Below are 15,010 nucleotides of genomic sequence, written 5' to 3' on the forward strand. Positions count from 1 at the left end.
TTTTAGCGAGGCTTTAAACCGGCTGCTCGCTTGCCTATAAAAAAATAAGACCCCTGTATCAAGCGATACTGGGGTCTGCATAAAAAGAGTGCGTCACAGAGCTAACTGATGGCTTGACTACTGACTCTGACTCCCGCCTCACCCACAAATTTAGTGGTTAAGTATTTAAGCAGTAAGCCATACGCAGGGACAAAGAGTGTTAAGCTAAACAATAGCTTAACGCCATAATCCACCACGGCGATCTCTACCCAATGCTCGGCCATAAAGGCATCGGGCGAGCGGTAAAAAGCCAAACAAAAGAACACTAAAGTATCCACTAAGTTGCCAAAAATAGTGGAACAAGTAGGTGCTACCCACCACGCCTTAATTTTGCGCAGTCGATTAAACACCGATACATCCATAATTTGACCTAATACATACGCCATAAAGCTGGCTAGCGCGATACGCGCTACAAATAGGTTAAATTCAGATAGTGCCGCTAGCCCTTGATATTTAGCATCAAAAAACAACACCGATAACACATAGGAGCTGGCTAGGGCCGGTAGCATTACCAATAAGATAATGCGCCGCGCCATGGCCGCACCAAAAATGCGCACCGTAAGATCGGTTGCTAAATAGATAAAGGGAAAACTCAGAGCCCCCCAAGTGGTATGAAAACCAAACAGGGTAAAGGGGAGTTGAACTAAATAATTACTCGCGGCAATAATTGCTACATGAAATAAAGACAGCCTAAGTAAAGCCGTATTGTACTGCTGAGGTGAAATAACCATGATGTACCTTTTTTAAAATGGGGTTAGGGAACCCATTGTGAAAATAATATTGGAGTAAACAGTGTACGCTAAACATGTGATTTATGCAGCGCTGTTGCCCGCTGGCGAGCCCACATGCCATAGCGGGCGCTATACTAGCCCATTATTTGCAACTTGTCTTCAGGTGAAACAAAATCGCCTTCCTATTAAGCCGATATTTGTTGCCAGTACTGAGTAAGCCAGAGAGCCGTTTCTCTATCTTGCTCGCTAAAGGGCACCAGCCAAGCGCAACCGGCATAATGCTCAAAACATAATAGTAAACGGCTGCCTTCAAAATCGATTAACCAACGCTGATAATCCGCTCCCTGTTCGCGTTCATAAAGCACCAGCCCTAATTGACGAATAAATTGCTCTGCCCAAGCGGGAAAGCTATCAAAGGTGAGCGCTTGGCTATTATTGAGCACCTGATGCTGCGTACAAGAGTGCATTTTTTATAACCTGTTATTAAGAGCTACAAGATATCGCTAATTCACTGGCCCATGCGGGGGCCGGCTCGGCATAGCGTTCAAATTCCGCTTGTTCATCAAAGGGGCGAGCGAGCAACATTAGTAAGGTATCGGCCTCGCTCAAATCACCCTGCTCCGCGTTAATAATGGCTTGCTGAGCAAGATGATTACGCAATATATATTTAGGATTAACACTGTGCATCTGGCGCACTCGTTCATGGTCTTTATTTGGCTCACGGGCTAGACGTAGCTGATATTGGCTAAACCATAAGGCGAATGCGTTAGTGTCTGGCAACAAAGCTTGTAAGTCTGCGGGAATAGCGCCGCTTTCACTGACTCCCGCTAATCGGCGAAACCAGCAGGTATAGTCCACCTTATGCTGTTGCATTAGGCTAAACATATCGCGAAATAGCACCGGATCCGTTTCTTCCCAGCTACTTAAACCTAATTTTTGGCGCATCCCTTCAGAATAGGCTCTCATTAATTGCCCTTCATATTGGCTTAATGCAACTTGTAATTTTTCCATTTCAATAACGCCAGAGAGCGCCTGTGCTAAGCGTTGTAAATTCCAATAGCCCACCGCCGGTTGCTGATCGTACGCATAGCGCCCGCCCGTGTCTGAGTGATTACAAATATGATCGCCGTCGTAGGCATCTAAAAAGCCATAAGGGCCATAATCTAGCGTTAACCCTAACATCGACATATTGTCAGTGTTGAGTACGCCATGGCAAAAGCCCACTAGCTGCCACTGAGCAATAAGAGCGGCCGTTTTCTCCACTACCCGAGTAAACAGCTCACCGTAACCGGCACTATCTTTGCTTAAATCAGGCCATTGAGTATCAATTAAATAATCAAGCAAGGTAGGAATATGCTCAGTCTGGCCGGCATAGTAAAAATACTCAAAATGCCCAAAGCGTAAATGGCTAGGTGCCGCACGTAATACGGCGGCACCTGCCTCTACTTGCTCTCGGTAAACAGGTTGTTTGCTGGTTACTAAGGCGAGCGCGCGCGTGGTAGGAATACCTAAGTGATATAGCGCTTCAGAGGCGAGATATTCCCGTAACGAAGAGCGCAAGACAGCACGGCCATCGCCAAAGCGAGAATAAGGGGTTTTGCCACCGCCTTTAAGGTTGAGATCCCACCGCTGCCCACTGGGCGTGATCACCTCGCCTAATAATAAGGCGCGGCCATCGCCAAGCTGGGGGCTAAAACCGCCAAACTGATGGCCTGCATACACTTGGGCAAAAGGTGCCATGCCCGGCGCTAGCCAATGGCCCGCCACTAAATCTCGCCATTGTTCTTGGCTAAGCTCAATACCCAACTGTTCGGCAAGTGCCGTATTAAGTAGCAGCAAACGCGGCCCGACTAAGGGGCTGGGCTGGACATGAGCCCCCGCCCAGGCAAAACCTGCGTATCTATTATCAAAGCGCATAAATTTGTCCTATTGCTGTTAGCAGAGTGTTATTTTTTAGCTTAACTTACTTTATACTGCGCCGGCCAAAGCAATAACTGGGTCGATAATGGGGAAAAGAGCAGTAATGGTGCTTATCACCTTAGTTAAGTCGATGTCTGCAACCGTTATTTGTCTTGGCAGCATTATTTTAATGAGCTAAAAATAACGGAGCCTTATATGCAAAAATGGTTAATAGCCATGGCGGCTTTTGCCTGTCTTTCTAGTCCCGCCTTTGCCGAAGGCAATGCCGATGCCGGTAAAGCAAAGTCTGCGGTGTGCGCCGCTTGTCACGGCGCCGAGGGCGTCTCTTCTTTAGAAATTTATCCTAACCTTGCTGGGCAAAAACAAGCCTATCTGGCAAGCCAACTTCAGCACTTTCGCGATGGCGAGCGCGAAAATCCTATAATGGCGCCGATGGCCAGACCTTTATCTGATGAAGATATCGCCGACTTAGCCGCTTATTACGCAAGTCTGTAATCAATACAGTGAAGGGTGAGAGGTAAATAGTGAGGGATAAGTTCAGCCCTCACTTCTCACATTTGACGATTTTTCAGCTTTGCTGGCGTAATAACGTTAAAAATGCCGCGCCAAAGCGCTCTAGTTTGCGCGCGCCTATGCCATTAATACGCAGTAATTGCGCCTCTGTCGTTGGCCGATAGCGCGCCAGCTCAATTAGGGTCGCATCACTAAACACCACATAAGGCGGCACATCGGCTTCATCGGCGAGCTGCTTGCGTAATTTGCGCATCTCTTGAAACAAGGCCTTATCTTGTGCTTTAGTTAAAGCGGTATCGCTCTTGTCTTTGGACTTAACACGCACTAACCGTGGCTCGGCAAGCTCTAAGCTTACCTCACCCCGCAACACAGGCCGCGCCGCCTCAGTAAGCTGCAACACCATATTACGGGTAATATTTTGGCTAAGTAGGCCACAATGAATAAGTTGTCGAATAACACTGACCCAGTGCTCTTGGCTTTGGTCTTTGCCAATACCATAGGTAGAAAGTTTGTCATGACCATGCTCGCGAATACGCTGGGTATCCGCTCCACGTAACACTTCCACGACATACATAACACCAAAGCCCTGCCCCACCCGATACACACAAGACAGCGCTTTTTGTGCATCTTGGCTCCCATCGTAGCGCGTAGGGGGATCCAGACAAATATCGCAGTTGCCGCAGGCCTCACGCTGATATTCACCAAAATAGTTCAGCAATACTTGGCGCCGACAAGTCAATGACTCGGCAAAGGCGGCCATCACATTGAGCTTATATAGCTCCACTTGGGTTTGCTGAGCATTTTCATTATTTTCTAATAAGCGCCGTACCCGCCCTACATCCCCCGGGTCATACAACAATAAGGCTTCAGCAGGTAAGCCATCCCGTCCACCCCGGCCGGTTTCTTGATAGTAGGACTCGATATTCTTTGGAATATCATAGTGCACCACATAGCGTACGTTGGGCTTATCGATGCCCATGCCAAAGGCCACGGTGGCCACCACTATATCGAGGTCATCACGGGTAAAACACTCTTGTACCGATTGGCGAACCTCTAAGGGCAAGCCCGCATGATAACTGGCCGCCTTATGGCCGCGCGCAATTAAGCGCTCAGCGATTTCTTCCACTCGCTTGCGACTTGAGCAATAAACAATGCCACATAAGCCAGGTTGGTCGGCCACATAACGCAGTAATTGCTCTGCCCCTTTAAATTTATCGACTAAGGTGTAGCGAATATTGGGGCGATCAAAACTTGCGATATGAATTAAAGGATCGGTTAAATTTAATCGGCTCAGCATATCTTGACGAGTGGCTTCATCGGCGGTAGCGGTGAGCGCCATGACCGGAATATGTGGAAACCACTGTTTTAAGCGCCCTAATAGCGCATATTCAGGCCTAAAGTCATGGCCCCACTGGGAAATACAATGCGCTTCATCAATAGCAAATAAACCAAGCTCTAACTCGCCAAGGCGCTCCATAAATTCTTGTTGCAGCAAGCGCTCAGGTGATACATACACCAGCTTTACCTCGCCACGACGCATGGCCGTAAAGTGATTGTGCATCACCTCCCGACTGAGGGTGCTATTGATATATACCGCCGCCACACCATTGGCCACTAAGCTATCTACCTGGTCTTTCATTAAGGAGATCAGCGGCGACACCACAATAGTTAGGCCGGGACGTAATAAGGCGGGAATTTGATAACAAAGAGACTTGCCGCCGCCGGTAGGCTTAATGACTAAGGCATCGCGCCCAGCAATCACAGTGTCTATGATCTCTTGCTGACCTTCACGAAAGCTCTGGTAACCAAAGACTTGCTGCAATACTGCTAAGGGCGTATCAGGAATAGCAACGGAGTCAGCGGGTGCAGTCAAGGGAGTCATGTCAGCCTACAAGATAAAAGCGGATTGCTATTGTAAAGCAGGGGCGCCCAACAATGAAGCTTGCAGCAAAATTGCACAATAAAATGCCACTCCGCTTTTCTATAAGCAAGGTAATGACACGTTATATTTAGGCCATTACCTTACCCAGATATAAGACTTATTTATGGCAAATATCCGCGGCTGAAATATGTACCTTAGGCTGTATTTCTTTGATATCGACTTCGCTATCGACTTGCTCAATAACGATAGATAATCCTAGCCCGCATTCAGTGGCTAGCCCTACTGAGGCTTTAGTAATGTCGTTTATTCTAATAAAGGCAATATTATCTTCAAACTCTATCCCCACGCCTGCCGCGCCAGAGGAGTCTATAAATTTATCGTCTCCGCCTAAAGACACAGTAGCCACCGAGCCTGCGGGCATTTTGATATAAAAAACTGAACTATTCGCCTGCTCTGCACTTAAACTGACAAAGTTAATCGCTTGTACTTCACTGGCCCAAGTCGTTGCGCACCACAAAGTACTTAACATCCCTGCTAATAATAACGTCTTCATTCTATCACCTAGATAACATCACTGACCCACAGCCAGCTTTTAAAGAGCTAACTTATAAAAAACCCATCACCTACAGCTATTAAACGCAGCTAGTTATTGCCCGCTAACCTTAAGCTGGCAACACGCTTTATATTTCAGACCTAGCCTAATAAATAAGGGCAAAAAGCACGATAAATAAGTAAGGATAACGGAGATTTTTCCAGCTCTAAGAGTAGGCTAAAAGCGGCCGCAAACTCCACTCTTAACTTGCTTAAAAGCCGCAAGTGACTGTCTTTACGACAAAAGCTGGCATTGTTTACCCAGCAATATGACTATTTTAGGGGCAGCGATAACAGCATTGGCTTAATACTATAAATGACAGGTGACTTGGGACTAAGCTCGCTATAATAAACCTCTCCTTAACAGCTAAATTAGAGCAATGGAAAAAGATCAAGCCAGCCACGGCGCCATTTATGCAATAGGCGCTTATACGCTCTGGGGTATTGCCCCCTTATACTTTAAGCAACTCACTCAAATTCCGGCCTATGAGATCTTAAGCCATCGAGTCATTTGGTCATTTTTACTATTACTCGTGTTATTGAGCGTACTGAAGTTTTGGCCCAGAGTGCGAGCGGTATTACGTCAACCTAAAAATTTACTGCTACTGAGTTTATCGTCGTTGATTATTGGTCTAAATTGGGGAGTTTATATTTGGGCCATTAACAATAACCATATCTTGGATGCCAGCCTTGGCTATTACATTAATCCTTTATTTAATATTGTGTTAGCCATGCTGTTTTTAGGCGAGCGCTTTCGGCCTATCCAATGGGCGGCGGTGGCATTAGCGACCAGCGGCGTGCTGATCCAGCTTATCGTATTTGGCCGTTTACCTTGGATTGCGCTGGTACTCGCGCTGTCATTCGGTCTGTACGGCCTAATCCGTAAACACGTCCTCGTCGACCCTATTACCGGTTTGATGCTAGAAACCTTAGTACTGTTACCCTTAGCTGCCGGTTATTTATTATTGATTGCCGATACGCCCACCAGTCACTTAACAGCAAACTCATTACAGACAAATTTATGGTTAATCTGCGCCGGTATAGTAACCACAGCCCCCTTATTACTATTTGCTGCGGGCGCTAAGCGTCTTAAATTATCCACTCTAGGTTTTTTTCAATATATTGGTCCTAGCTTAATGTTCTTAGTGGCGGTGGGACTTTATGACGAGCCCTTTAGCGCCGATAAAATTATTACTTTCGGGCTTATCTGGTGCTCATTAGTCATTTACAGCTGGGAGAGCATTAAGCAGCGCAAAAAAACCGCCTTGCGCCAAATTCCTTAAGCTTCGAGAGCCAAATTATTTCTGCCACAAACACAGAACTAAACTCACGGACAAGACCACAAGCGACAAGAGTAAAGCATATTTATGGTAAGGGCTGCCCTCGTTCAAGATCTGGTGTTTAGTGTTTAGCCCTTACCCATTAAGGCTTTTGACCTTTCAGACCTGATCTCTATCGTTGCGTGGCAAAGAAGTTTTAGCCTTTAAATATTGAAAGCGAGCTCCTGATGTTCATCAGGATGACGGCATAACCATCACACTCCCTCGTGTAGACGAGGTGCTCTAGCTCACCCACTTCACACTTCACTTTTTACCCCTTACGGATTTAGCGCAACCTTACTTTGGCTTGGGCCGATTGGCCGCTACTGTCGATAACCGACAGCTCCACAAAGCCAGGTCCCGGCATGGCCACTAACTGCTCGCGCGCGCGAGCACTCACTAATATTGGCTCGCCGTCGGCCAGCCAAGTGAAAGGGCCTGTGCCGCCGCGCACCCGTAACAGTAAGTGATTATCCATCAGCTCCACTTCGGCGCCGTTGGGCGGAAAGTCCACCTTAGGTGCATTGGCCGCCATAAAGGCGCTCTGGCGGGGGCGAAACTTCTGCAAGGGCGGGGGCAAGTTGGCATTGGCCACCATTAAGGAGCTCGGTGGCGGCAAGGGGAGTGGGTCCAACTGGCGTTTTACTCGGGCAAAGGCTTGAAATAATAAGGGCGCGGCCAAATCGGCACCAAATACCCCGGGCACGGGCGTGCCGTCGGCGCGGCCCATCCACACCCCTATTACATGGCTGCCATCGAAGCCGATGGCCCAAGCATCTCGGTGGCCATAACTGGTGCCGGTTTTATAGGGCAGTCGGTTAACCGGCGCCCCTATGGGTGGCGCCACGCCGGATAAAATATCCGCCACTTGCCAGGCCGCCACCTTAGATAACACCCGCAGCCCTTGCGGCTGGGTAGCGGCGTGTTTTGAGTTAACTGGTTGGGGGTTAAAATGCAAAGGCTGCGCCACGCCGCCGCGAGCTATGGTGGCATATAAGCCCACCATATCTTCCAGCGTCACGCCCACCCCACCCAGCGCCACCGCCAAGCCCGGCTTGCCACCGGGCACTCGGGCTTTAACGCCCGCACGGCGCAAGCCCGCCATTAATTTGGCCGGCCCCAGCGCATCGGTTAAGGCCACCACCGGCAAATTAAGGGACAGCTGTAAGGCTTCACGAATGCGCACTTCGCCGCGAAATATCTTATCGAAGTTTTGCGGCGCATAACCGCCAAAGTCCATGGCCCTGTCTTCAATTAAGGTTTCCGGATGGGCCAAGCCTTCATCAAAGGCTAGGCCATAGACTAAGGGTTTTAAGGTGGAGCCGGGGCTGCGCACAGCGCGGCTCATATCGATAAAGCCTAGGCGGTTATCGGCGCTATAGGCGGATGAGCCCACAGACGCCAATATCTCACCGCTATTATGGTTGGCCACCACTATCGCCACCTGTAACCGCTCGCCGTGCGCCGCCACTGCCTGCACGGCCAAGTCTTGTATACGGCTTTGTAAGCTGGCATCTAGGCTAGTGTGGTGGGTTTGCAGATCAGGCTGGGCGGCTATTAATCGGTCGGCCACGTGCGGCGCTAAGGCCACCAAGCGTTGGCGCCGCTTAGGGATGGCTTCACGATTGGCAGCCTGGGCTTGCTCGGGCGCGATTAACCCAGCTGTAACCGCTTGCGCCAGTACTTTCTCTCGGGCAAGGGCTGCGGCTTGGGGGCTCGGTCTGGCCGGCGACCTTCGGGGGATTGGGGTAAGGCCACTAATAAGGCAGATTGGGCGGGGGTTAAGCGTATCGGCTCCTTGCCAAAATAGGCCAAAGACGCGGCGCGTACCCCCTCAATATTGCCGCCATAGGGTGCCACTTGATAGTAGAGCTGCAAAATCTCGGCCTTACTTAAGTGGCGCTCCAGCGCCAAGGCCACGCGGGCTTGGCGCAGCTTGCCTTTAAGTTGGCCGGTGCCGCTATCTTCTAATAAGCGCGCCACCTGCATGGTTAAGGTGGAGCCCCCCGAGACCACACGGCCTTGGCTAACCGCCTGCACCAGCGCCCGTAATAGGGCCTGCAGATCCACACCGCCATGACGGTAAAAGCGCTTATCTTCATAGGCGATTAACATGGCAGTAAAGTCTGGGTCGACCTCGTCAGCGGCAATGGCCATGCGCCAGCGACCGTCGGCTACCGTATAGGCGCGCAATAAACGACCGTCGCGGGCCAACACCTCTACCGACGTGGCCACCGTCAGATTGGGCAATTCGGTGGCATCCAGCCACTTCTCTACCGCCAGCAGCGCCGCCCAGCATACTAACAAGAGCGTGAGGGGCGCACTTAACCTAGAGAGCTGCCAAGCCCGTGCGCTCACTTTTTGATGATCACTTTTTATAATCACTCGGTAATGATCACCCGCCCGGCGTCGGTTTGCGCGCGATAGGCTGGGCGATACATGTCTTCTACCGAGGCCGCCGGGTGATGAAACTCACCGGGCGATACGGCACGCACCACATAGGCTAAACGCAGCGTATTAGTGCCAGACCAATCGACTTGGGATATAAAGCGGTCTTGGCGAAATTCGCTGTGCTCGATATTACTGTGCACGTCCAGCCACTCTAAGCTGCCCACTTCGCCGCCACGCAACAGATTAGGGTTATCAATCTCAAAGCCCGCTGGCAAGGGATCGGCCAAAATTAAGCGCGCTTGCTCCTTACCAAAGGGGATCACCTCCAGCACGGCCACCAGACGCTCACCCGCTTTTACTGGGTTATCTAAGTCGGCTGGGCTGCCGTCCATCTGGTAATAGCTGCGAGTAATGGCATAACCATTACCGGTGGCAGGCTTAGGTACCTTAGGCACGCCATAGGTGGTTAGGGTTAAGGTGGTGGCTTGGTTGGTGCCATTATCCAGCCGCATCTCGCCACTATCATCGGCCTTGAGTACGCGCACTAAGGGACCCGTCACCGGCTTACCGTTTAGGGTGATCCCCTCCCCCCGGGCTGCTCAATTAAGGCGTTGGCCGCCAATAAGGTCCAGCTGGCTTCTTGAGTGGATAAACTACCCCCATCGGGGCGCAGGCTTAAGGCTAACTCTTCGGCGTCTACCGCCTTGGATTTCGCTTGGGTGGCCAACGTCAGCACCGCCGCCACATCGCGACGACGACTGCCGTAATCGCTGCGATAAATTTGTGCCTCGGTCAGGGATTCATAACCCGCCACTCGCGCACCGGCTTTACTAAACATGACATCGGCACGCTGTTGATCGCCATAACTGGCCAAGGCCGCCGCCAGCTGCGCTTGGGCAATGGGCGTGGCAAAGGCATCGCCTTTAACATCGGCGTAGTAACGTAAGTCACCTATGGTGGCCGCCCCTTCGCGGGCCAATACCATCAACGCATAGGCCAAGGCCTCGCCGCCCTTATCGAAGTCGGCGGTGTAGTTGACGCGGTTACGCAAGTTATCCAGTGCCGAGCGCAATGCCACCTCGGGCACGTTATGGCCTTGGGCCTTGGCCCGACTTAAGAAGTCGGTGACATAAGCATCGAGCCAAAAATCCCCCGAGCTGGGTCCCCATAAGCCAAAGCCACCTTCGGCGCTTTGGTTGGTCAGCACTTCGCTAACTGCATGACTGATACGCTTAGGTAAGTCTTCTGCCCCTTTTAGATTCATGGCCTTGGCCACTTGATCGAAGTACAGCAGCGGTAACGCGCGCGAGGTGACTTGCTCGGTACAACCGTAAGGATAACGGTCTAAGCTGGCCAACAAGCCCGGTACATCTAAGCGCGCTATGGGTCCCACCGACAAGGTAGCCAGCCCTGAGCCCGGCGCAAAGTCGGCAAAGGCGTCTTGGTTAAGGGTGAAACTATCACCGGCGGCCAATTGCAGACGTTGGGTATGGGACACTTCAGGATCGCCATTGTGAATAGGTATTAGCAACTCTTTGATTAACTTTTTACCATCGGGCGTAATGAGCGTGACCGTCACCGTTTGCAGCCCCTCGGCGCCTGCGGTAATGGGCACGCTAAACTTAGCCTTGCCGCCTTTAGCTAACTCAAATTCCTTAGGTACGCTACCCAGCGTTAAGTCTGTGGCGGTTACGGCTAAGCCCATCTTGCCCGCAGGTCCAGTAGCGTGCACCACTTCCAGCAACAGCCGACTTTCATCTTGGGGTGACATAAAGCGCGGGATTGAGGCGGTGACCACCACGGGATCTCGTACCAGCACTTCGGCATCCGCTTGGCCAACGGCGGTGTCAGACCAAACCACAGCCATCACCTTAACGGTGCCATTAAAGGAGGGCATATCAAAGGTAGCGCGGGCGTAACCGTCTTTATCGACCGTTACCGGGCCGGTAAAATAGGCTACTAGCTCTTCGGTAGGCGGCGGCGCTTGCATACGCGCTTGGGCGGCGGCATCACCGCCGGAGCGCACCGTGCCTGCCGCACCACTTAGGCCATCGATTAAACGGCCATATAAGTCACGCATACCTACCCCCAGCTTGCGCTGGCCAAAGTAGTGGCCTTTAGGATCTGGGGATTTAAAGGCGGTGAGATTTAAAATGCCGACATCCACCGCCGCTATGGTGGCGTAGGCGGTGTCACCGCGCGTTAAGCCATCTACTTTGAGGGCAATGTCCATGGGGCCCCGAGGCGCCACTTCATCCGCCACTTCAATGGTGGCCGTTAAGGCTTTGTTGCCCGGCGCTATGCTGGCATGAGCCAAGCCTAAGGCGCGGGCCGGATTACGCCCCGCTGCCACATCCATGGGTCTTAATACGGTCGCAGACACATAGACGCCCGTGCCCCAGTCGTCGGTCACATCTAGCTTAATGGTATTTTCGCCAGCCTTAACGTCGACCACCTTCATGCTGACCAATTGATTAGATAATACATACACCAGCGCCTTGCCGGCTGCTCTGGGCACTAAACGTAATTGCGCCACCTCGCCCGGTCTATAGGCCGGCTTATCCAAAGATAATTCCAGCGTATCTGGGCTGCTGGTTACGTCGGCCGGCGCATACCAGCCCGCATAAAAGCGACGTGAGGTAGTGGCATCACCGCCATCGGCTTGGCGCACCACAAGTTCATACTCGCCCCAATCGACTTGGGCGGCTATGGTGGCGGCCTTGGCTAAATCGGCACGGCCCTCGGCCACCCGCTCGCGACTGGTGATCGGCTGCCAGCGCCAGTTACCGTATTCTTGATACCACTGATAACGGGTTTCAATGCGCGATAATTCCCAGGTTACCGCCATGGCGGTGGGGCTTTCATCTGCACCTATCGCCAGTAAAGAAAATTGTGCCTGGCTGCCTTGTTTCACCACCTCATCAAATAAGGGTTTTACGCCTATCATGGCCGCACTGGGTTGCAGCGTACGGGTTAAGCGGCGCTCCACCGGACGGCCCGAGCCTTCGGCTACGCGCGCCGCTACCGTTATTTGCAGCGGACGTAAGGGGTCTGTGACATCGGGCAGCGATAAATTCACCTCGGCGCGGCCTTGGTCATCGGTAGTTTGGCCGCTAAAGCTTTGCATTTGAGTTTTAAAGGGCTCATCTGCGCGGCCAAATTGGTAGCCCGGGAAGGCGGCTAAGCCCGAGGCGGCACTTAAGGTGACCTCGCCTTCTACGCTTAAATCGCTACCGATAGCACCAAATAAATACCTGGCATCCAGCGTCAGTTTGGGACTGTCGCCCAAGCGCACCGGGCTATCGGGTAAGTTGAGCGTAAAATCGATACGCTCCGGTAAGAAGTCTTCCACCAAGAAGGTTTGTGCCGCCAGATCCGGGGCTTCTAAATCCGCTTTTAGCTCCAAGAGCCATAAGCCACGGGGGGCACTGTCGACAATGGGCAGTGCAAATACATGGCCACCACCGCCGGCATCGTCCGCCACCACGCGGGCGTATTCTACGCCATCTGGGCGTTTCACTATGGCGGTAAGCGGCATGCCCACTATCGCCTTAGCTTGGGCATCACGGCTTAAGGCCGTGGCATACACGGTTTCACCGGCCCGATAGGCGCCGCGGTCTGTGGTTAAAAATACATCTATGGGAGGGGCCGGCTCACGGCCTTCCACGCCGCGATCTGATAGGTCAAATTCCGGATCGGTTAACGACAAGAAGGCCATATCAGCTGGGGGTTCTTGGCCAGGGCCTGCCTTAGTACTGCCTTCTTTGGCCACTACCATGGCCGGTGCTTGGGCGCCTAGGCCTCGGGTCAAGGCCGCGGGAAAATGAGCATAGCCTTGGTTATCCGTGACAGCCGTGCCTAACACTTCGTTGCTACGACTAAGCAATTCCACCTTCACATTGGTCTTGGCGTCGGCCGTGCCTAAGCTGCGCACCACCACATGCAAACCGTCGGTGCCGCTTAAGGTGCTAATGCCTAAATCGGACACCACAAACCACTGCCAGGCCGGTGTAACGTCATAGCTTTCTTTACCGGGCATGCTGGCGCGCAGCGCGAAAATGCCGGCACCTTGGCCGGCCAAGGCTTCCGCCATCGGCAAGCGGGTGGTCATGTCGCGATTCACTTCCATGGCCAGCTCCGCATGGCCTTGCCAAATTTCGGCGCCTACGTCACTGGAAAATTCATCTTCACGCCAATAGGACATAGGCTCCCCAAAGTATTCACTTTGGATGGCGCGCAGGATATTGCGGTCCGTTACTTTAAACAGCGTTAAATCTGCCTTGGCGGTATTGACGGCTTCTATGGGCAAGGCTGCATTGTCACCCACTTTTGGTAACACATAGGCGCGGCCCGGAAAGCGCAAGCTAGGGGTACGGTCTCGCACATAGGCGGTAATAGTGACTGGCTTCCCTGTGGTCTGGCCATCGGCGGCCGGAATGCCGGCGCGAAAGATTAACTTATGGCGGGCACCGTGGTCCACGCCTTCGACGCACAGCATTTGGTCACCGGTTTTTTCTACGGTGAGGCCTTTTTCATCGAACTGTACAAACTTATTAAAGTCAACATCGGTTTTGGCAAGATCATCAGAAAACTGCACACAAATACGCGGTCGTGCGCTGTCGGCTTGCACATCATGCTCGATAATTCTAAAGCCATATTTACCAATGGCAGTATCGAGGGCGATTTGGGTGTTAGCTCGGGACTCTATTTGCAGGGCGAGGCGCAGCGCCGGCACCATTTCTAAGCCGCGATCACGCTGCTCGAGAATTTCGGCCATGGTGACCAATAAATTATGGCGCAGTGCTGGGCTGTCGGCGCGTAAATAACCATTGATACTGGCGAAGAGTGCTCGTTGTTGCAGTGAGTTTTTGTTACGGCTATCTCTGGCGGCGGCGCGGCGCAATAAGCTAGCATAGCTAGCCCAATCTTCTGGGGCATCGCTAATATTCACCGCTAACCCCTGATAGGCACTGGCCCGAGACTGATTGCCGTTGTTGGCTTCTCGCATGGCAGCGGCACGGTACTCGGCACTGGATTTAAGCGCGCCCTCGGTATCGGCCCCATAATTAAAGCTCGCGGCGGCACTGTTTAAATAGCGCAGCGACAATTTTTCTGCTTGCTCTAGGGCGTTAGTCAGCTCACGAGCGGGTAAGAAGCTTAATTCTGCGCCGCGGGTTTGCGCCAAGGCCAAGGTAGTCGCGTCCGCAGGCAGCACATACCCCGATAGCGCATCCGCATAATCGAGGGGCTCGCTAAATTCCGCCTTTAAAAAGCAGGAGCCGTTGCTGGAGTTAAAGGTGATGGCGGCACAGTTGTTAGTGCTCACGCAGGCCCGCTGACAGGCTTCAAAGGTGGTATCAAACAGCGAGCTAATATCGCCGCCGGGCAAGTCCACATCTTTGGTCATCACAAAGCGCTGGGCTGGAATCACTTCTGCCGCCATGCTTGAACCTAGACTGAGTACCAACAGCACAGCCAAACTTAGACGACGAACAATCGACATAGTAGAATCCTTTCTTTTATTTCGTTATGCACTCACCTAAGTAGGCTGTTACGGCCTTGCTTTAGCTCGCCTGTTAGCGGGGTGTTCTCTTGGCCTTGTTAAGCCCATCTATAGTAGGCAC

At 52.1% G+C, this 15,010-nt stretch carries 11 protein-coding genes; 2 read left to right on the forward strand and 9 right to left on the reverse strand.

The features are described 5' to 3' along the window. Positions 1–101 precede the first annotated feature (101 nt). The 3 genes from CBP12_RS09985 to CBP12_RS09995 all read right to left on the reverse strand — a co-directional run bounded on the left by CBP12_RS09985 (position 102) and on the right by CBP12_RS09995 (position 2,687). Entirely contained in the window at positions 102–770 is a 669-nt protein-coding gene (locus tag CBP12_RS09985) for a 7-cyano-7-deazaguanine/7-aminomethyl-7-deazaguanine transporter (RefSeq protein WP_086964299.1), read from the reverse strand. A gap of 185 nt (positions 771–955) precedes the next feature. After that, a complete protein-coding gene (locus tag CBP12_RS09990; protein ID WP_086964300.1) occupies positions 956–1,237 on the reverse strand; it encodes a DUF3630 family protein in 282 nt (93 codons plus the stop codon). A gap of 16 nt (positions 1,238–1,253) precedes the next feature. Further along, on the reverse strand, positions 1,254–2,687 hold the full coding sequence (locus CBP12_RS09995) for a protein adenylyltransferase SelO (RefSeq protein ID WP_086964301.1): 1,434 nt from the start codon (positions 2,685–2,687) through the stop codon (positions 1,254–1,256). 198 nt (positions 2,688–2,885) lie between these two features. Between CBP12_RS09995 and CBP12_RS10000 the strand changes: the two genes are divergently transcribed. Then, on the forward strand, positions 2,886–3,185 hold the full coding sequence (locus CBP12_RS10000) for a c-type cytochrome (RefSeq protein ID WP_086964302.1): 300 nt from the start codon (positions 2,886–2,888) through the stop codon (positions 3,183–3,185). A gap of 73 nt (positions 3,186–3,258) precedes the next feature. Here the strand turns inward: CBP12_RS10000 and recQ are convergent, their stop codons facing one another. Together recQ and CBP12_RS10010 are read right to left on the reverse strand one after the other, a co-directional pair. Beyond that, positions 3,259–5,085 (reverse strand): DNA helicase RecQ, encoded by a 1,827-nt coding sequence (gene recQ / locus CBP12_RS10005; RefSeq protein WP_269765816.1) that lies wholly within the window; start codon positions 5,083–5,085, stop codon positions 3,259–3,261. Positions 5,086–5,242: 157 nt separating this feature from the next. Further along, positions 5,243–5,638 carry a hypothetical protein gene (locus tag CBP12_RS10010; RefSeq protein WP_086964303.1) on the reverse strand — a complete coding sequence of 132 codons (396 nt, stop codon included), beginning with the start codon at positions 5,636–5,638 and terminating at the stop codon, positions 5,243–5,245. A 418-nt stretch (positions 5,639–6,056) separates the two neighbouring features. Between CBP12_RS10010 and rarD the strand changes: the two genes are divergently transcribed. Further along, complete coding sequence (gene rarD / locus CBP12_RS10015; RefSeq protein ID WP_086964304.1) at positions 6,057–6,959, forward strand: EamA family transporter RarD; 903 nt, start codon at positions 6,057–6,059, stop codon at positions 6,957–6,959. 322 nt (positions 6,960–7,281) lie between these two features. Here rarD and CBP12_RS13595 read toward each other — a convergent pair whose 3' ends face one another. The 4 genes from CBP12_RS13595 to CBP12_RS10025 form a co-directional block, all read right to left on the reverse strand. After that, entirely contained in the window at positions 7,282–8,568 is a 1,287-nt protein-coding gene (locus CBP12_RS13595) for a penicillin-binding transpeptidase domain-containing protein (RefSeq protein WP_198341790.1), read from the reverse strand. A gap of 80 nt (positions 8,569–8,648) precedes the next feature. Continuing rightward, complete coding sequence (locus CBP12_RS13600) at positions 8,649–9,380, reverse strand: transglycosylase domain-containing protein (protein ID WP_198341791.1); 732 nt, start codon at positions 9,378–9,380, stop codon at positions 8,649–8,651. Beyond that, positions 9,377–9,946, reverse strand: a complete 570-nt coding sequence (locus CBP12_RS13605) for an alpha-2-macroglobulin family protein (RefSeq protein ID WP_198341792.1) — start codon at positions 9,944–9,946, stop codon at positions 9,377–9,379. Before CBP12_RS13605 ends, CBP12_RS13600 begins: the two co-directional genes overlap by 4 nt. Positions 9,947–9,957: 11 nt before the next feature. After that, positions 9,958–14,889, reverse strand: coding sequence for an alpha-2-macroglobulin family protein (locus tag CBP12_RS10025; protein ID WP_198341793.1), 4,932 nt, complete (start codon positions 14,887–14,889; stop codon positions 9,958–9,960). Positions 14,890–15,010: the final 121 nt, after the last annotated feature.

It is taken from the genome of Oceanisphaera avium (assembly GCF_002157875.1).
GTDB classification, from domain to species: domain Bacteria; phylum Pseudomonadota; class Gammaproteobacteria; order Enterobacterales; family Aeromonadaceae; genus Oceanimonas; species Oceanimonas avium.